The 17,604-nt window shown below is 50.9% G+C and carries 17 protein-coding genes; 12 read left to right on the top strand and 5 right to left on the bottom strand.

The genetic code is table 11. From position 1 onward, the window contains the following. Positions 1 to 483: 483 nt before the first annotated feature. Entirely contained in the window at positions 484 to 2,520 is a 2,037-nt protein-coding gene (locus A5320_RS00005; RefSeq protein ID WP_157605545.1) for a S9 family peptidase, read from the top strand. Positions 2,521 to 2,590: 70 nt separating this feature from the next. Here A5320_RS00005 and A5320_RS00010 read toward each other — a convergent pair whose 3' ends face one another. From A5320_RS00010 to mtnB, 4 genes are all read right to left on the bottom strand, one after another. Continuing rightward, on the bottom strand, positions 2,591 to 3,013 hold the full coding sequence (locus tag A5320_RS00010; RefSeq protein ID WP_068059289.1) for a DUF3010 family protein: 423 nt from the start codon (positions 3,011 to 3,013) through the stop codon (positions 2,591 to 2,593). Between the two features lie 387 nt (positions 3,014 to 3,400). Further along, positions 3,401 to 3,913, bottom strand: a complete 513-nt coding sequence (locus tag A5320_RS00015) for a hypothetical protein (protein WP_068059293.1) — start codon at positions 3,911 to 3,913, stop codon at positions 3,401 to 3,403. Positions 3,914 to 4,043: 130 nt separating this feature from the next. Then, entirely contained in the window at positions 4,044 to 4,940 is an 897-nt protein-coding gene (locus tag A5320_RS00020) for a LysR substrate-binding domain-containing protein (protein WP_068059297.1), read from the bottom strand. 153 nt (positions 4,941 to 5,093) lie between these two features. Beyond that, complete coding sequence (gene mtnB, locus A5320_RS00025; RefSeq protein ID WP_068059302.1) at positions 5,094 to 5,723, bottom strand: methylthioribulose 1-phosphate dehydratase; 630 nt, start codon at positions 5,721 to 5,723, stop codon at positions 5,094 to 5,096. A 159-nt stretch (positions 5,724 to 5,882) separates the two neighbouring features. Here mtnB and A5320_RS00030 point away from each other — a divergent pair, with 159 nt between their 5' ends. The 11 genes from A5320_RS00030 to A5320_RS00080 all read left to right on the top strand — a co-directional run bounded on the left by A5320_RS00030 (position 5,883) and on the right by A5320_RS00080 (position 17,242). Beyond that, entirely contained in the window at positions 5,883 to 7,034 is a 1,152-nt protein-coding gene (locus A5320_RS00030) for a methionine aminotransferase (protein WP_068059305.1), read from the top strand. Further along, positions 7,016 to 7,819, top strand: coding sequence for an amidohydrolase (locus tag A5320_RS00035; RefSeq protein WP_197489931.1), 804 nt, complete (start codon positions 7,016 to 7,018; stop codon positions 7,817 to 7,819). Before A5320_RS00030 ends, A5320_RS00035 begins: the two co-directional genes overlap by 19 nt. A gap of 152 nt (positions 7,820 to 7,971) precedes the next feature. Then, positions 7,972 to 9,147 carry an MFS transporter gene (locus tag A5320_RS00040; protein ID WP_068059308.1) on the top strand — a complete coding sequence of 392 codons (1,176 nt, stop codon included), beginning with the start codon at positions 7,972 to 7,974 and terminating at the stop codon, positions 9,145 to 9,147. A gap of 112 nt (positions 9,148 to 9,259) precedes the next feature. After that, positions 9,260 to 9,820 carry a cytidine deaminase gene (locus tag A5320_RS00045; RefSeq protein ID WP_442966037.1) on the top strand — a complete coding sequence of 187 codons (561 nt, stop codon included), beginning with the start codon at positions 9,260 to 9,262 and terminating at the stop codon, positions 9,818 to 9,820. A 12-nt stretch (positions 9,821 to 9,832) separates the two neighbouring features. Next, positions 9,833 to 11,149: a thymidine phosphorylase gene (deoA, locus tag A5320_RS00050; protein ID WP_068059310.1), complete on the top strand. Its 1,317-nt coding sequence runs from the start codon at positions 9,833 to 9,835 to the stop codon at positions 11,147 to 11,149. A gap of 31 nt (positions 11,150 to 11,180) precedes the next feature. Continuing rightward, positions 11,181 to 11,651: a hypothetical protein gene (locus A5320_RS00055; protein ID WP_068059313.1), complete on the top strand. Its 471-nt coding sequence runs from the start codon at positions 11,181 to 11,183 to the stop codon at positions 11,649 to 11,651. Further along, on the top strand, positions 11,648 to 13,291 hold the full coding sequence (locus A5320_RS00060) for an L-lactate permease (protein WP_068059317.1): 1,644 nt from the start codon (positions 11,648 to 11,650) through the stop codon (positions 13,289 to 13,291). The genes A5320_RS00055 and A5320_RS00060 overlap by 4 nt, the downstream gene beginning before the upstream one ends. Positions 13,292 to 13,317: 26 nt before the next feature. Further along, complete coding sequence (locus tag A5320_RS00065) at positions 13,318 to 14,013, top strand: aspartate/glutamate racemase family protein (RefSeq protein WP_068059320.1); 696 nt, start codon at positions 13,318 to 13,320, stop codon at positions 14,011 to 14,013. A gap of 112 nt (positions 14,014 to 14,125) precedes the next feature. Then, positions 14,126 to 14,530, top strand: a complete 405-nt coding sequence (locus A5320_RS00070; protein WP_068059323.1) for a BlaI/MecI/CopY family transcriptional regulator — start codon at positions 14,126 to 14,128, stop codon at positions 14,528 to 14,530. Position 14,531: 1 nt separating this feature from the next. Continuing rightward, positions 14,532 to 15,941, top strand: a complete 1,410-nt coding sequence (locus A5320_RS00075) for a M23/M56 family metallopeptidase (protein ID WP_068059326.1) — start codon at positions 14,532 to 14,534, stop codon at positions 15,939 to 15,941. 92 nt (positions 15,942 to 16,033) lie between these two features. Then, positions 16,034 to 17,242 (top strand): serine hydrolase domain-containing protein, encoded by a 1,209-nt coding sequence (locus A5320_RS00080; RefSeq protein ID WP_068059328.1) that lies wholly within the window; start codon positions 16,034 to 16,036, stop codon positions 17,240 to 17,242. A gap of 77 nt (positions 17,243 to 17,319) precedes the next feature. Here A5320_RS00080 and A5320_RS00085 read toward each other — a convergent pair whose 3' ends face one another. Then, positions 17,320 to 17,604, bottom strand: a complete 285-nt coding sequence (locus A5320_RS00085) for a hypothetical protein (RefSeq protein WP_068059331.1) — start codon at positions 17,602 to 17,604, stop codon at positions 17,320 to 17,322.

Genomic DNA, 17,604 nt, shown 5'->3' on the forward strand with positions numbered 1-17,604 from the left:
GGGATTTAAGAACGCAACCAATGTTGCGTTCTTCCGGCGGAACAATCCCGAGCTCTGCGAAGGGCATGAAGGCTCCCAATAAAGCCAGAAAGGCCCAGTCTAACGACTGGGCCTTTTTGCTTTATGGAATTTGGCGGTGGATTGCTTGGAGAGTAGTACAGTGAAGACGGGAATTAGAGAAGCCAACAATTTGGCTGCTCTCCGGCTGAACGCCCTGAGCTCTGCGAAGGGCATCAAGGCTCCCAATAAGTCAACAAGCCCGCTCACTGAGCGGGCTTTTTGCATTTTAAATCGGAAAAAATAGCGTATTTAAGCCATTTTGGTAGGTTTTGAATCGTACCCCAAATGCTCACCCGCCATAGGCCATTGCCGCTAACAACAAACTCACCCCAATAATCGCTGTGTTAACCGCAACTTGCTAGCCAGCAATCGTAAGCAGACCCTAGTATCTGGTGAAAATAATAATCACCAGAGAGATCGACCGTGCATTCTTTCATCCAGGGTTTACTACTGACAGCTGTATCAGGTGCCAGTTTTGCGGTTCATGCCAATCAGCCGCTGCAATATGAAGATGTGTTCCAGCTAGAATTTGTCTCACAGCCGCAGCTGAATAAAGCTGGCAGTGAAGTGGTGTTTGTGCGCAATCGTTTTGATCAGACTCTTGATAAAAGAGTCGGCTCATTATGGCTGAGCAATACGAAAACCGGCCAATTACAGCCGTTAGTGGCAGAGCAAGCTGACATCAGCTCACCGCAATGGTCCCCAGATGGTAAGAAATTACTGTTTGTATCTGCGGCATCCGGCAAACCACAAATCCATTTGCGCTGGTTGGACAGTGGTACCAGCGGTCAAATCAGCCATTTACCGCACCCACCGGCCGATATCAGCTGGTCGCCTGATGGCAAGTGGCTGGCATTTTCGATGTTTACACCGGTCAAAGCGAAAAACCCGGTGACTTTACCAGGTAAACCTGAGCAAAACGACTGGGCTAAAGCACCGGTTTATATTGATACCATGCAATATCGGGCGGATGGCCGTGGTTACTTGCCGTCTGGTTATCGCCAAATTTACCTAATGGCCGCTGATGGCGGCACGCCAATCCAGTTAACTAGCGGCGATTTTGATCATGCCGGTGAAATTAGCTGGCAAGCCGATGGCAAAGCGTTTTACTTTTCCGCCAATCGTCAGGCTGATAAACGGGCCCAGGCACAAAACAGTGATATTTATCTGCTGACCCTAGCCGACAAAAAACTGACCCAAATCACTGATCGTTTTGGTCCGGACCAATCACCTTCATTATCTGACGACGGCAAATGGCTAGCCTATCTTGGATACGATGATAAAAAACTCGCCCACCAAGCCAGTCAGCTGTACGTCAAAAACTTAAAATCCGGTGAAGTGCGTAGCTTGACCGCTGATCTTGACCGCAATATCGATAGTTTTGAATGGGATGCCGACGGTGATGCCCTTTACATCCAATACGATGATCAAGGTCAGGGCAAAATTGCGCTGCAGCCATTAAACGGCAAAGCCAAAGTAGTGGTGGAACAAGTTGGTGGTGGTTCATACAGCCGTCCTTACACCGGCGGCAGCTTTAGTGTGTCGGACAACGACAAAATCGCCTTTACCCAAATGTCGAGCCAGGCACCTGCAGAGTTGGGGTTATGGCAAAGCGGTAAAGTCACGGCGTTAACCGCGCTGAATGAAGATCTGCAACTGGCGCGTGATATCGGCAAAGTTGAAGAGTTTTGGGTCACGTCGTCCGTTGATCAGCGCAAATTACAAAGCTGGTTGATTTATCCACCTCAATTTGACCCGAGTAAAAAGTATCCGCTGATTCTGGAAATCCATGGTGGCCCACATACGGCTTATGGTCCGGTATTCGCGATGGAACTGCAGTTGATGGCGGCGCATGGTTATGTGGTGCTCTATACCAACCCACGGGGCAGTACCAGTTATGGTATGGAGTTCGCGAATTTGATTCACCACAATTTCCCAAGTCAGGATTACAACGATCTGATGGATGCAGTGGACGCGACAGTGGCTAAAGGATTTATTGCACCTGATCAGCTATTTGTCACCGGTGGTAGTGGCGGCGGTTTGTTGACGAGCTGGATTGTTGGCCATACCGATCGTTTTAAAGCTGCGGTGGCGGTGAACCCGGTGATTAACTGGTTTAGCTTTGTATTAAACGCTGATATGTATAACTATTTCAGTCAATATTGGTTCCCGGGTATGCCGTGGGAAAAGCCGGAGCATTATTTAAAACATTCGCCGATCAGTTATGTTGGCAATGTCAAAACTCCAACGATGTTGATGACTGGCGAATCTGATCATCGCACGCCGATTTCTGAGACCGAGCAATTTTATCAGGCGCTGCAGCTTCGTGGTGTCGACACGGCTATGGTCCGGATCCCAGGCGCATCGCATTCAATCCATGCAAGGCCCAGCAATATGATGGCGAAGCCTGCCTACATTGTGTATTGGTTTGACAAGTATCGATTGAAAAAGGCTGAATAATCAGTTTCTTAGCACTATAAAAAATCCCCGAATAATCGGGGATTTTTTCACTGACCGACGACATTCGGTATTAGTGAATTAAGTAGGCATAAGCGGTAGTAAATGCGGTTTCCTGGAAGGCTTTCAGGCCGGTATCTTTAAACACCACCGGAATTGGATGGGCTGCCAGCTTGTCTTTAATCGCCGCGTTGGTGCAAATGACGGTATCGACGCTGGTGATCAGCTGCAGAGCTGCTTCGATTTTGAAACCGATGGCCGAACCAGCAAACTTGCCTTTTTGCGCCCGCTCGCGGATCACGAATTTAGAAATCTTGTAATCTTCTGCCAGTTTTGCCATCGAAAACTGAAACTTACGCATTTGTTCGGTATCTTGATCTTTTAACAGCGGGAAACGCACCTGGCGGCAGTCTGGTAAATCAAACAGGCCATCTTGCATTTCCATTAAACATAAAATGATTTCACTGCCTTTAATATCTACGCCACATACCCGCATGTTTGCCACCCACTAAAAAATTTCAACGGGCGCTATTATGCCATGTAAAGCGGTAGACAGCGGTATTTATTGCGGAAAAGCCACCTGAGCTGAGCCTGCAGTATCACAAGCTTTCAACTCAGGTGAGCAGGGTTTATTGATCATCATCGAGGTCCCACTGACTAATCGCCAGGTCCCGATAGAAAGACCAACTTTCTTGCAGTGACAACAGGCAATGCTCAAAAAGCGACTGCAAGTTGCTGGTTTGACTAGGTAATATGCTATTAAAACTTTTCATCATTGGCTCCTGATGGAATATTTCCAGAAACATCAGAGGCCACAGCCATTTTAAGCTGTCCCTCTGATGCCGGCGTTGCCGAAGATTTGCACTCTGCTTTGCATCTGCAGTTATTCCGGAGAACTGGTTTGCAGCATGGCGGTGCGGCCTTCGACCGGACCATTTAATTGCGCTACCAATTTACTCAGGTTGTGCTGACTGACGGCGCTGCTTTCAATTTCATCCGCTCGCTGGAAATCGGCCAGAGCGCCAATATTGTCGCCGGTCAGCATTTTGGCAACGCCGCGGTTGCTGTAAGCATAAGATTTAAGCTCACGGTCTACTTCGGTTGGACGCGTCGCATTCTGACGGCTGACGATGACTGCTTTATGACAGGCCTTGGCGGCTAAATCGAATTGTTCGGTTTTAGCGTAAGCAACGCAGAGGCTCATTTGACGCGCAAACACATCATCGGTTTTTGCCAACGCTGGGTCGGCCAGCACGCTGCCAATATTGCCTGCACTGATTGCTCCGGCAATCAGGTCTTCTTCAATCACCACCATCTTATAACCATTGCTGCCAGCGATACTGGCGAAGCTGGCCAACAACAAAGAGGTGGCCCATAAGGTATGACGTGTTTTCATGGTCGAACTCCCGGTTGGTACACAGCAATCCGGTTGATTGCTGTTGAACCAACTGTAGAGAATCTGACCCCGGGCTGACAAACGAGAAAATTACACTCGACGGCTGAATTGTATTCAACTGTGCTCAAATTCAACTGTGGTTATGCGCACAAAACCGCGCCAGCACCCAGTCGATCAACAACTGAATTTCCGGCCGGCCTTCGCTGCTATCGTGTTGCACCAGATAATAATGGTCGCGGGTATGTAACTCTTCGGCAAATAACCGCACCAGACTGCCGCTGTCGAACCAGGCCTGACTGATCGGTAGCGGAATAAGGGCCACCCCAAGCCCTTGCTGCGCAGCACGAGCGACGCTGAACATACTGTCGAGCTGGATCATCTGTTTTGGCCGAAAATCTTCATAACCGGCCTGATCGGCCCATTGATGCCAACACCAGGGGCGCGCCTGATGGACAATCAACGGCACGGTTTCCAGCGCAGGTAACTCGAGCGGGTCGACCATCAAGCGTTGATACCATTCGGCGCTGCACGCCGGCACATAGCTGATTGGAAACAGCTGGTGAGCTTTTTTGTCAGTCGGTTTGCTGCTGGCGAGGATAATCTGCAGATCGGTATGTTTGGTCACTTCCTGTCGCGACTTGACGGTTTCCAGGCGTAAATTAATCGCCGGATGTTGCGCTGACCAGCCGACTAAGCGCGGCACGAAAAACTCACTGGCGAAAAACTCCGGCAAGGTAATGCTGACCACTTGCTCACGTTTGGTCTGGCAAAATTCGGCAACAGTGGCGGATAAACCCTGCATCAGCGGATTAATCGCCTGATAAAAACGGCGGCCTTCAGCCGTCAGAATCACCGCCCGGGTTTGCCGTTCGAACAAACTCATGCCCAGGCTTTCTTCTAACTGTTTGATTTGATGACTAACAGCAGATGGTGTCAGATACAGCTGACTGGCGGTTTCTTTAAAACTTAAACATTCGGCGGCAACGCAGAAACAACGTAAGCCGCGCAACGGGGTGTGAACTGGCATTTCAGAATGCTCCGTGCTCGGTTTGATCCCAAGTGAAAGCAATTGCTGAACCAAGTTTTAACTGATTGAAATGTATGAATATTAATATGTGTGAAGTTGTCGCGATGCCCACGATGGTCGCAGATTTGCACCAAAATGGCGCGTAGGCTGCCGCTATAGCAGCCCGCTGATTTTCATCCGTTCCAGTTCACAGCTGATCAAAAACTCCCAGGCTTCGAGCTGCCGTTTGGTGTGTTCCAGGCTCTCGCCCCAGACATACAAACCATGACCCCGGATTAGCAGACCACTGGCAAGTTCGCCAGCGCGGCGATTGATTTCGGCAGCTTGCAGCTGCATTGGCTGGAGCGGATCAATAATGGCCAGACTACAACTATGGCGGTGCGCTGGTTGCTGGCTGATGACCGATTGCAGCTCATAACCATTGAACAGATAGTGATCGGCTTTAATCAACCGCGACCAGACATTCGCCGCCACCGACTGCGTTTGCAGTACCACTTTGGCCGCTGGAAACGTTTGATATAAAGCCACATGTAACAACACGCTGTCTGCCGCTTCGGTACTGAATTCCACTTCACCACGACTCCAGCTGATTTGCACCAAGTCATGTGGACTCAGTTCGCCTTTGTCTTTATGGGCTCTGGTGATCAAACAACTTTGCTCGCTGCTACGAATGGAAAAGTTACCGCTGCCAGCGGGCGCCCATTGTTTAGCGCTGATCCAGCGGCTTAAAGTGCATAGCTGAATGGCATAAGGATTTAATTGGTGGTTGGCTGTCGTGTTCATCTTTATGTTTAGACGTCTATACGTGAAACTGTCTGAATGATAGCATCGCCGTCCTGCTGCGGCCAAGACGTTTTTTGTTATTGGGGCAGACTGTCAGCTCGAAAAAAATGCTAGCATCAGAGCTAACCGCCCGCAAAAATCCAGTCAGCAAGGAGCATTATGGAACTGCGCAGTAAATTACCCTGGGTGGGTACTACCATTTTCACCCAGATGTCTCAGTTAGCGACTGAGCATCAAGCGATTAATTTGTCTCAAGGTTTTCCCGATTTCCCAGCATCTTCACTGTTGTTAGACGAACTGAATCGTCAGGTGTTCGCTGGCAATAATCAATATGCGCCGATGACTGGGGTTGCGGTATTACGCCAGCAAATTGCCGCTTTGACCGCCCGTTGTTATGGCCGTCAGGTTGATGCTGACACTGAAACTACAGTGACATCCGGTGCCACTGAAGCCCTGTTTGTCGCTATTCAAGCCGTGGTGCGACCCGGTGATGAAGTGATAGTGTTTGATCCGGCCTACGACAGCTATCAACCAGCGGTGGAACTGGCTGGCGGCAAAACCATTCATATTCAACTGGCGGCGCCCGATTATCAGATTGACTGGCAAGCGGTGAATCGACGGGTCACCGATCAAACCAAACTGATTATTGTAAATAGTCCGCATAATCCGACCGGCATGGTGTTCAGTGCCGCTGACTGGCGGGCTTTGGCCGATTTAGTACAGCAACACGGCTTATTTTGTATCAGCGATGAAGTATATGAGCACATGGTGTTTGATGGTGCGGCGCAGCTGAGTGCCCATCAGCAGGCGGCGATGTTGGACCGCACTTTTGTGGTGAGTTCATTTGGCAAAACTTTTCACGTCACTGGCTGGAAATTGGGTTATTGCATTGCGCCGGCCAATTTAAGTCTGGAATTTCGGAAAATCCATCAATATGTAACCTTCTCCAGTTTCACGCCGGCGCAATTTGCCATTGCGTCGGTGCTGGAGCAAACACCGGATTTAATCTCGGAACTGGCTGGCTTTTACCAGCAAAAACGTGACCAGTTTGCCGGTTTGTTGCAAGGCAGTGCATTCAAACTACTGCCGTGCAAGGGGACTTATTTTCAGCTGGCCGATTACAGTGCGGTAAGTACTTTAAATGATGTGGAATTTTGTCATTGGCTGACGGTTCAGCACGGTGTCGCTGCGATACCCTTGTCGGTGTTTTCGCGCCAGGAGCAGGACAGTAAAATTATCCGGTTTTGTTTTGCCAAACAACCTTCAACACTGGAACAAGCGGCGGAGCGTTTATGTCGATTAAATCCGTAACAGCAGAACTTAAAATCGCCATTATTCAGAGTGAACTGGTGTGGCAGGATGCGAAGGCCAATTGTGATAATTTTGCCAGTTGTTTTGCACAGCTGCGAGACGTTGATTTGGTGATTTTACCTGAAATGTTTAACAGCGGCTTTTCGATGCAAAGTGCCCAGATAGCAGAGCCGATGACCGGACCGACAGTGCTGTGGTTGCAGCAACAAGCGCAGTTTTATCAAGTTGCGATTGCCGGATCGCTCGCCATCAGCACTGAACTTGGGGTGGTCAACCGGCTGATGTTTGTTCATCCTGATGGTAGCTTAGAGTATTACGACAAAAAACACCTGTTCCGGATGGCCGGTGAACATCAACATTATGCGGCGGGTTCGGCGCGTAGTGTGGTGTTGTATAAAGGTTTCCGGCTGAATTTGCAGATTTGTTATGACTTACGCTTTCCGGTGTTTGCCAGAAATCAGGGCGATTATGATGTATTGATTTATGTTGCGAATTGGCCGGAACCACGGCGCCGCATTTGGTCGACATTACTGGCCGCCAGAGCGATGGAAAATCAGGCTTTTGTGCTTGGTTGCAACAGGGTCGGGCAGGATGGCAATCAATTCAGCTACAGTGGTGACTCGGTGGCACTGAATTATCTGGGGGAGCCAATGGCAGAATTTCCTGCCGGGCAAGCCGGGATCCTGATCGCAACTTTGCGTCTTGACGATCTGCTGAAGTTTAGACAGCAGTTTCCGGCGGCGCTGGATGCTGATGCTTTTGTGTTACTCGACAAAGAAAGCTAAATCCAGCGTTGAGGTTTAGGTCTAGTACCAGACATTTTCGGCCAATCATTGCACTTTTCGTAATTTAATTTCACCTTTTCTAAAAAGTTAAGCGCTTACTTGGCGAAATGATCGGGTATAATGTAATTTAATTACCAAATTGAGTCTGAACCATGTCCCGCTTCCACCCAACCGCGTTAATTTTTTCCGGATTCTTCTTATTGGGGATCCTGATTATTTTATGGGGCGTGTTGCTGCCGGATTTAGCCAAATCGTTGCAAATGACCTCAGCGCAGAGTGGCTGGTTTTTCCTGGTGATGGCGCTTGGTACTGTTTCCGGCGCCTACCTTGGCGGCAAATATGTACAGAAATTCAATTTCCTAAAATTGTTTGCCGGCTTGGCGCTGACCGAAACTGTGTTGTTAACCTGCTTGTCGTTGGTCACCAGTGTGACGCAGCTGCTGGTCGGCATTTATCTATTTGGTTTGTTCTGCTCAGTGATGTTCACCATTGGTCATACCCTGATTGCCCGTTTACATGCCAATAAAAGGGCGCAAATGATGGGGTTAATGGACTTTATGTTCAGCCTCGGCACTTTAGCGGCGCCGTTTTTGGTGGTGATGTTGTACTGGTGGCAGGAAGACTGGCGCTGGCCGCTGCGGATTCTAGCGGTATCGCTGATTGGTCTGGCGGCCTATGCCTTGGTGATAGCCCGCGCTATTAAAGCCGGTCCTGCGCAGGCTGAACCGCCACGCAAAAGCCTTTCTTACACCGCAGTACTGAAACAACCGGCTTTTGTCGCTTTGGCCTTGGCGATGTTTGGGTATGGTGCGGTCGAGTGGGGTAACGGCAACTGGTTTGTCAGTTATGCCAGCACCGCTTTGGAATACCCGACCGAGCAAGCCCGGCTGGTGTTCGCCTGGTTTACCGGCGGCATGGTGATTAGCCGGTTATGTTTTTCCTGGTTAATTCCGGTGTTTGGTGCGCGGCATTTGTTGCGGATTCTCGCTAGTTGTATGCTAATCGGCGCTTTATTGCTGAAGTTAGCCGACAGTACTCTACTGCTCGGCGGCGGTAATTTCTTGCTGGGCTTAGGTCTTGGTGGTTTGTTCCCGTTATTATTAGCCACGGCGATGGATTTAGATCCACAAAACGGTGCTGTGCTGTCGGGCTTGTCGAATATCGGCGGTTCTTTAGGCTGCCAGGTGGCGGGTTTAGGCACCGGATTATGGGCGAATAGTGCAGGTATTGGCACGGCGTTTTGGCTAATGCCACTGTCTGCGTGCTGGTTATTTGCGACGGTGTGGCTGTTTAGCCGCCGCGCCACGCCCAGAGCTGTTGTGGCATAACTGCGGATGTTTGTCTGATCAAGGTGAACGATGGCTAAGCCGATTTAGCCATCTGGCAGTGTAAATGTTGCTGCCTCTTGGCAATTAGCCACAAAATATTAGCAATTTCTGCATTAACACCCCGTCAGATCTTGATTCTGTCATCAAATCAGGGCATAACAGGCTGCCCATGGTCACTATGAGTTTTCACTTGATGAACACATCAATTGATTGGGCTTTACTGCAACAACAAGCCCGTGCTGCCTCTGAGCAAGCCTATGCCCCTTACAGTCATTTTCCGGTTGGTGTCGCCATTCAGGCTGGCAGTGGCAAAATTTATACCGGTTGTAATGTCGAAAACGCCTCTTATGGCGGCACTATTTGCGCAGAACGTAATGCGATTGCTGCGGCAATCGTTGCCGGTGAACGCGAGTTTCAGGCGTTGGTAGTATTTACGCCACAAGAACGCCTGACGCCACCTTGTGGCATGTGCCGTCAGGTCATCGCCGAATTTTTTACCCCCGAAAGCCCGGTTGCCAGCTGCAATCATCTGGCGCAAATCCAACAATGGTCGGTTGGTGAATTATTGCCAAGTGCTTTTACGCCGCTCTATCTGGCACAAAGCGCCAAAGTCGAAACCCGTAAGCTATTTGACGCAACCGAAGCAACTGGTCCAACTGAATCATCGAATTAATCGGAGTCTGTTTTGTATTTACCTCAGGAAATTATCAAATTAAAACGTAACGGCGGTCAGCTGCCAGAAGCCGCAATTCAGCAATTTGTCAGCGGCATTACCGACAACAGCTTCAGTGAAGGTCAAACTGCGGCACTGGCGATGGCGATTTATTTAAACGGCATGGCGACTGAAGAAACCGTGGCGCTGACTCGTGCGATGCGTGACTCCGGTGCAGTACTGAACTGGGCTGGCAAACTGAATGGTCCGGTGGTCGACAAACATTCCACCGGCGGTGTGGGTGATAAAGTCAGTCTGATGCTGGCGCCGATGATTGCCGCTTGTGGTGGTTATGTACCAATGATCGCAGGCCGTGGTCTGGGTCATACCGGCGGTACTGTCGATAAACTGGAAACAATTCCGGGTTATAGCTGTACCCAGCCGCTGGCAAAAATTCAGGCCGAAGTGGCGCGGTTAGGCTGTGTCATTGTCGGCCAAAGTGCTGAATTAGCGCCGGCCGATCGTCGTTTGTATTTAATCCGCGATGTAACGGCGACGGTTGAATCCATTCCACTCATTACCGCCTCAATATTGTCGAAAAAACTGGCCGCTGGTTTAGATGTACTGACGATGGACGTGAAAATCGGCTCCGGCGCCATTATGAAAAATGTCGCCGATGCTTCAGCTTTAGCGACCAGCATTGTTAATACTGCTAAAGGCGCTGGTGTCAAAACGCAGGCACTGCTGACCGATATGAACGAATGTCTGGGCGCAACCGCCGGTAACGTACTGGAAGTCATTGAAACGCTGGATTACCTGACTGGTAAATACCGCGAACCTCGCTTGCATCAGGTCACGTTAGAACTTGGTGCCAGCATGCTGCAATTGTCCGGTTTATTTGCTGATAAAAGCAGTGCAATCGCGGCACTGGAACGCAGTTTAACCTCAGGCAAAGCCGCCGAAATTTTCGCGCAGATGGTCAGTAGTCTGGGTGGTCCGGCAGATTTATTTGAAAAACCAGCACAGTATTTGGCTGCAGCACCAGTCGTGGTGGATATTCAGGCGCCACAAGCGGGTTATTTGGCGGCGAGCGATACTACGGCTGTTGGTATGGCAGTGGTCCGCTTGGGTGGTGGTCGGGCGCACCCGGCGCAAGTTATTGATCCAGCTGTTGGTTTTAGCGATATCGTTGCGCTTGGCGGCAAAGTCAGTCAAGGTGATGTGATAGCGCGGGTGCATGCTGCGTCGGTGGAAGCCGCGCAAAAGGCCACTTCGGAATATCTGGCGGCTTTAAGCTGGTCTGAATCTGCACCGCAGCTGCATCCAATTGTGCATAAAATTATTGATTAAGCAGGAAGCATAATGAGTATCGGGAAAATGCATGAAAGCTACCCATAACCCATGGCTGGTCTGGGGCGCTGTTGCGACTGCGCTCGCCGCCTTATTGCACTTGCTGATTATCGCCGGTGGGCCGGACTGGTTCCGGTTTTTTGGCGCCGGTGAAGGCATGGCGAAATTGGCGGAGCAGGGTGATTGGTATCCGACCGTGACGGCGGTTGCGATCTCGGCCATGTTGTGGGTGTGGGCGATCTATGCCTGGGCTGGCGCTGGTTTAATGCCAACCTTGCCATTGCAAAAAACCGTGTTAGCGCTGGTGACTGCGATCTTTTTTGGCCGGGCGTTAATGGGCTTTTGGTTGGTGCATGCGCCACAGATGCAAGCTTTTGCTGAATTGCAGCAACGGCCGATGTTTTTGTGGGTGACATCACTGATTTGTCTGGCGCTGGCGTGCTGTTATGGCATTGGTCTTCGCAAGCTCTGGCGCTTACAGCAGATAGGCCGGCTGGCATGACTTTCTGGCAGTGGCTGACCGCGTTGATGCCTCTGCTCAGTGTTTTTAGTTTGTTAGTTTTACTGCGTCTGCCTGCCCGTCAGGCCATGCCACTTAGTTTATTCGTCACGGCAATCCTGGCTTTTGTGGTTTGGCAGATGCCCGCACTGCAATTGGCCGGTGCTGTGGCCGAAGGGCTGGTGATTGCAGCTACGGTGTTGTGGATAGTGTTTGGCGCTTTGTTGCTACTCAATGTACTGACTGATACCGGCGCGATGGACAGCATCAAAGCAGGCTTTTCGGCCATTTCGCCGGACCGGCGGGTGCAACTATTATTGATTGGCTGGTTGTTTGTGGCTTTTCTGGAAGGTGCCGCTGGTTTTGGCACTCCGGCAGCGATTGCCGCACCGTTACTGGTGGCACTTGGGTTTCCTCCGGTCGCTGCGGTGGTGTTAGCGCTGATTGCCGATTCCAGCGCGGTGTCGTTTGGCGCTATTGGTACGCCGGTATTAGTTGGCCTCGCGCAAGGTGTGCCGGGTTTAACCGAAGCTGATTTACGACAAACAGTACTCTACGCCGTCGGCACCGATGTGCTGGTAGCCAGTTGGTTACCAGTCATGATGTGTGGGCTACTCAGCCGATATTTCAGTGAAGACAAAAGCTGGCGCCCAGGCTTGGCTATTGCACCTTTTGCCTTGTTGTGTGGTTTGTCTTTTACTTTGTCTGCTTATGCAGTGGCTTGGTTTTTTGGCCCTGAATTCCCCTCTGTGCTGGGGGCGCTGGTCGGCTTGATGCTGATGACGCTGCTGGCGCGATATCGGATTTTGTTGCCGGCCACGCCTTGGTACTTTTCGGCGGACGATCAGGCGCAATCTGATGTTTTTAAATCCAGATCTCCCACCACCAAAGCCATCAGTCTGAGCCGGGCCTGGCTGCCATACCTAATGCTGGCGGTGCTGCTGGTGCTTAGCCGTATTCCGGAACTGGGTTTAAAAGCGATGTTGCAGTCGGTGCAATGGCAATGGAGCGCGATTTTTGGCACAAAGCTACAAGTGGCGGTGCAACCCTTATATTTGCCTGGCAGCATCTTTGTACTTTGTGCGGCCATTGCTTCAGTGTTGCTGTCACAACCACTATCACTATCACAATCACAGCCCGTCAGTCGCTGGCAACCTTTTACCGCCGCCTGGCGCCAGAGCGGCCGCATGTTGTTGCCGTCAATAATTGCACTGGGGGCTGCTGTGCCGATGGTGCGGATTTTTTTACATTCCGATGTCAATGCTGCAGATTTACCGGCGATGCCGCTGGCGCTGGCGGAGCAGGCTGCGCTTTATCTGACGAATAGCTGGGTGTGGTGCGCGCCTTTGGTTGGTGCTTTGGGCTCTTTTATCGCCGGCTCCGCGACTTTTTCAAATCTGATGTTTGGCTCCTTTCAACAGGCGATGGCGGATAGTTCGGGCATGCCAACGCCTATCGTGTTGGCGCTGCAGATGTTGGGCGCCAATGCCGGAAATATGATTTGTGTGGTGAATGTGGTCGCTGCGGCCAGTGTGGTGAATTTAGCCGGTCGCGAAGGTGAGATTATCCGGTACACCCTGGCGCCGATGTTGTTGTATTGTGTTGGCGTCAGCGCCGTGATGTGGCTGCGTGGTTTTGGTTGAAGTTTTAAAGTGGAGCCTGATGCTAAATGAAAACACTTGGCTTAATTGGTGGCATGAGCTGGCAATCGACCATTCCGTATTATCGTGAAATTAATACCCAGGTGCAGCTCCGTTTAGGCGGACTGCACAGCGCAAAAATCGTGCTGGCGAGTGTCGATTTTGCTGAAGTGGAACTGTTGCAGCGGCAGGGTGACTGGCAAGCTGCCGGCAATTTATTGGCGCAACAAGCTTTGGCATTACAAGCGGCCGGCGCCGAAGCGATCGTGCTTTGTACCAATACCATGCACAAAGTTGCTCCAGCGATCGAAGCTGCAGTACAAATTCCTCTGCTGCATATTGCCGATGCTACTGCGCAGCAAATTCGGGCACATGGTTTACAGCGAGTGGCGTTATTGGGTACGCGCTTTACCATGGAGCAGGATTTTTACAAACAACGGCTGCAAGATCGCTTTGAGTTGCAGGTGTTGACGCCGAACGAAGCGGATCGGCAATTAGTGCACGACATCATTTACCAGCAGCTGTGCCATGGCATTATTCGTGATGATTCCCGCCAGGTGTATCGGCGGATCATGCAGCAACTGGTGCAGCAAGGCGCAGAGGCGATTATTCTGGGTTGCACCGAAATTTCGCTGTTGGTTGGTGCTGCCGATGCGCAGGTATTGTTATTTGATACCACGCAAATTCATGCGCAGGCTGCAGCGAACTGGGCATTGGCTGGTTGATTAAAATAAGCTAAAGTTTCACCTCCTGCGACATTGGTCGCAAATAATTCTTGCCATACTGCGACCATTGTCGCAGTATGCGATTAACTTCTTTCTGAACAGCCGTTCCGCTATGCACCAACCCACCGCGCCTGAACTGGAAATTCTCAAACTACTTTGGCAAAAACAACCGTTAACTGCCCGCGAATTGCATGACGAGCTGGAAACTGTGCTCGGCTGGGGTTATTCATCGACCCGCAAAACACTGGAGCGGATGGGCGAAAAAGGCTTTGTATCAGTGCAAGTGCAGGGCAACAAAAATATTTACCTCGCAACGTTGGACAAAATGACCACGCTGGCTGGTTTTGCTCAGGACTTTGCCAAACGGATCTTCGAAATCGATGGCCCATTGCCGGTGGCGATGTTCGCCGATAGTAAACTGGTCAGCGCCGCTGAAATTGCTGATTTAGAACAGCTGTTACTGCAGCTTGCTGCCGCTCAGGCAGCAACCAAACCGGCTGATTCTGAGGAGCCTTGAATTGTTAAGCCTGCTACTCCTGAAATTATCAGCTTTTGTGCTGTGGACGACATTGCTGTCACTGGTTTTGGTGGTATTGCAACGTCGCAGCGCACCACTACTACAATGGCCGACTTTGTATTGGTGGCTATTGCTGCTGGCCTCGGTGCCGTTGTGGCCACAGTGGCAATGGCCGGTTGTAATCCAGTTGCCGGAGACCTTTTTATTGGATGCTACCGAGCAGATCGGGCAACTGACGGTGACGGCGCAACACCCTGCACTCGTTAAATGGCAGCCGCTGGACTGGTTGCTACAAACACTGTTTGTGGTGGTTGTACTCGGCACATGCTGGCAGTTATGGCGGCTGACCCGGCAGTATTTGCAGCTTCGGGCTTTATATCATCTGGCGCAGCCCGTTTCACTTGCAGAGCTGTATACACTTGAGCCGATGACTCCAGAGCAAGCGATACCAAGCCTTGACTCGCGACTCCAGCATATTCAAATCCGGCAGCACGGCCTGGCGATATCACCTTTTATTTTTGGAGTCCGCCAGGCCGTGCTGATGTTGCCGGCTTATTACTGGCAATTTAACAATCAGCAGCGTGCCTTGTTGCTGGCGCACGAATTACAACATTGGCAGCGTCGTGATCCCTGGCAGTTATTGGGCTGGCGGTTGGTGGTAGCTGTCTGTTGGTTTAATCCGGCGCTGCGGCATTTTGAGCGATGTTTTGGTCAGGCCATGGAACTGGCGGTAGATCGGCAAGTGCTGGCGGCACAACCGCAACAGGCATTGTTATATGGCCTGACACTCGTCGGCAGTCTGAAACTTTGCCAGCAACAAGCGACTCCCGGACTTGCCAGTTTCACTCAGGCCAGTGGCGATGAAGCAAGTTACCGGCAGCGACTGGCGGCTTTGTTTCAAACCAACAATATCAATGCCCGATTGCTGCTCTGGTTGCCGCTTGTGCTATTGAGCCTGGCGTTACTGTTGAATATCGGTTGCAGCGTGCTGCAGGGGCAGCTTGGGCCTTCTGGTCAATGGCAATTACCGGTGGCGCAGGCGAAGGTGAATTCCGGCTACGGCACCGTCAGCCCCATCCGGCAGAATCGACCACATCAGGGTATAGATTTTGACGGTAGCACCGGTGATCCGGTGTTTGCCAGCGAAGATGGCGTGGTGCTGATTGCCGATAGTCAAAGCTTGCATTCACGCTTCGGCAAAGTCGTACTGCTGGACCACGGTCAGGGTTACCAAACCTTGTATGCGCATCTGGACAACTTTTCGGTGCAATCTGGTTCGCGGGTGAGCGCAGGTCAGCAGATTGGCGCTGTGGGTGCGAGTGGTATTGCGACTGGCCCACATTTACATTTTGAGTTGCTGCAACAGGGGCAGCAGCTTGATCCTACACCCTTGTTGCAATGGAACCGTTAGTTTTGTTCGTACTTGATTTTATTTGCTGACAATACGGCAAAGCACAGTACGGTAGCGTGCTGACAGACTTTTGATTGGATTGGAGTTTTTTGATGGGCCTTTTTTGCTCGCGGTGTGTGTTGCTGATGTTGGTGTTGTGTTGTTTTCGAGTGTTTGCCAGTCCGGCGGGTCCATCAGAGCAGCAATTGGTGGCAGCTTTTGAACAGGAATTTCAGCAGAAGCTGCAAAAAGCCAAAGTGCCTGGCGGTGCTTATGCCATTGTCAAAAACGATCGGATCATCAAAATTGGCAGTTATGGCGTGCGGGTGGTTGGCGAAAAAGCCAGGGTCAATGCGGATACCGTATTTCGGCTGGCCTCGGTTTCCAAAACCTTTGCCGGTGTGTCGCTGGTGCAGGCACAGGCACAACAGCAATTGCAGTTACAGCAACCCTTGACCCGCTATGTGCCCGAGCTGAAGTTACGCACACCACAGCTGTCGCAAAGTTTGACCATGGAGCAAGTGTTGTCTCACAGCAGTGGTTTTTGGGCGCACGCCTTTGAGGATTTGATCGAAGCCGACAAAACGCCGGCGCAAATCTTACCAAGATTAAAAGAACTCAGTCCGGTATGCCCGCTGGGTCGTTGTTACAGTTATCAGAATGTGTTTTTTGGTTTGCTGGGTGATGCGTTGGAGCGCGCCACTGGTCTGAATTACGCTGATTTACTGCAGCAACGGGTGTTTAAACCGCTGGGGATGCAAACTGCATCGGTCGGACTGGCGCCGTTATTGGCGTCACGCAATAAAGCCATGCCGCATCAACGTGGTGGGAAAGGCTGGCGGGTGGTGAAGCCCAAAGCGAATTTTTACCGCTTTGGCGCTGCAGCAGGTGTAAATGCCAGTGCCCGTGATTTGGCGGTGTACCTACAAGCAATGTTAGGACAGCAACCAACGGTATTGCCTGAGTCTTTACTGAGTCAGTTGCAGCAACCTTTAACGAAAATGCCGGGCAAACCACGTTGGCCGGTGTGGCAACAATTTAAACAGGTCAGTGCCTGGTATGGTCGGGGCTGGCGGATGGTGCAATATGATGGTCAGTCGTTGTACTACCATGCCGGAGTGGTGGATGGTTATCGCCCCTATATCGCTTATTCGCCGCAAACAGGTTACGGTTTAGTGCTACTGACCAACGCCGAAGCCGATGTCACCGGGCCTTTGGCCGGTTGGTTCTGGCAGCAATTGTTGCATCCGGTGAAACAGTCGGGTCGTTTGACGCAACAAGGCAGATCCGCAGTCAAAGCAACCGGCAAAGCCAGAAGCTAAGGACAACATACCAAGGGCAGGTGATGAAACCTGCCCTTGGCGATATTCAGTGCAACGGCTATGGAAATTGTGGCTGGTTAACGCCCAAGATGGACACGTCTTCTGACTAAACCTTTTTGCTCGAAATCTTCCATATACTGCGCTAAATCATTCTTCCAGCGCTCGTTTTCGTCACTACCTTCCGGGCTTTGACTGGCTTCAATATGATCTTTGCGAATTAACAGTTCATGCGCCCGCTGATGTAACTCGAGGGCGACTTCGGCGTAAATTTGTGGTTCGCCAGCTAATGCGCAGAGCTTGGTATGAAAATGATACGAAATCATCAGTAATGAGAGTGAAATTAACACCAAAATAAATTCCAT

Origin of the sequence: Rheinheimera sp. SA_1, from assembly GCF_001669775.1 — a bacterium.
In the GTDB taxonomy this organism is placed as follows: domain Bacteria; phylum Pseudomonadota; class Gammaproteobacteria; order Enterobacterales; family Alteromonadaceae; genus Pararheinheimera.

Excerpts from the sequence above, each read along its gene's own strand:
- A5320_RS00010 (WP_068059289.1), bottom strand. The coding sequence starts at position 3,013 with ATGCGGGTATGTGGCGTAGATATTAAAGGCAGTGAAATCATTTTATGT.
- A5320_RS00015 (WP_068059293.1), bottom strand. The coding sequence starts at position 3,913 with ATGAAAACACGTCATACCTTATGGGCCACCTCTTTGTTGTTGGCCAGC.
- A5320_RS00020 (WP_068059297.1), bottom strand. The coding sequence starts at position 4,940 with ATGCCAGTTCACACCCCGTTGCGCGGCTTACGTTGTTTCTGCGTTGCC.
- mtnB (WP_068059302.1), bottom strand. The coding sequence starts at position 5,723 with ATGAACACGACAGCCAACCACCAATTAAATCCTTATGCCATTCAGCTA.
- A5320_RS00030 (WP_068059305.1), top strand. The coding sequence starts at position 5,883 with ATGGAACTGCGCAGTAAATTACCCTGGGTGGGTACTACCATTTTCACC.
- A5320_RS00035 (WP_197489931.1), top strand. The coding sequence starts at position 7,016 with ATGTCGATTAAATCCGTAACAGCAGAACTTAAAATCGCCATTATTCAG.
- A5320_RS00040 (WP_068059308.1), top strand. The coding sequence starts at position 7,972 with ATGTCCCGCTTCCACCCAACCGCGTTAATTTTTTCCGGATTCTTCTTA.
- A5320_RS00055 (WP_068059313.1), top strand. The coding sequence starts at position 11,181 with ATGAAAGCTACCCATAACCCATGGCTGGTCTGGGGCGCTGTTGCGACT.
- A5320_RS00060 (WP_068059317.1), top strand. The coding sequence starts at position 11,648 with ATGACTTTCTGGCAGTGGCTGACCGCGTTGATGCCTCTGCTCAGTGTT.
- A5320_RS00065 (WP_068059320.1), top strand. The coding sequence starts at position 13,318 with ATGAAAACACTTGGCTTAATTGGTGGCATGAGCTGGCAATCGACCATT.
- A5320_RS00070 (WP_068059323.1), top strand. The coding sequence starts at position 14,126 with ATGCACCAACCCACCGCGCCTGAACTGGAAATTCTCAAACTACTTTGG.
- A5320_RS00080 (WP_068059328.1), top strand. The coding sequence starts at position 16,034 with ATGGGCCTTTTTTGCTCGCGGTGTGTGTTGCTGATGTTGGTGTTGTGT.
- A5320_RS00085 (WP_068059331.1), bottom strand. The coding sequence starts at position 17,604 with ATGGAATTTATTTTGGTGTTAATTTCACTCTCATTACTGATGATTTCG.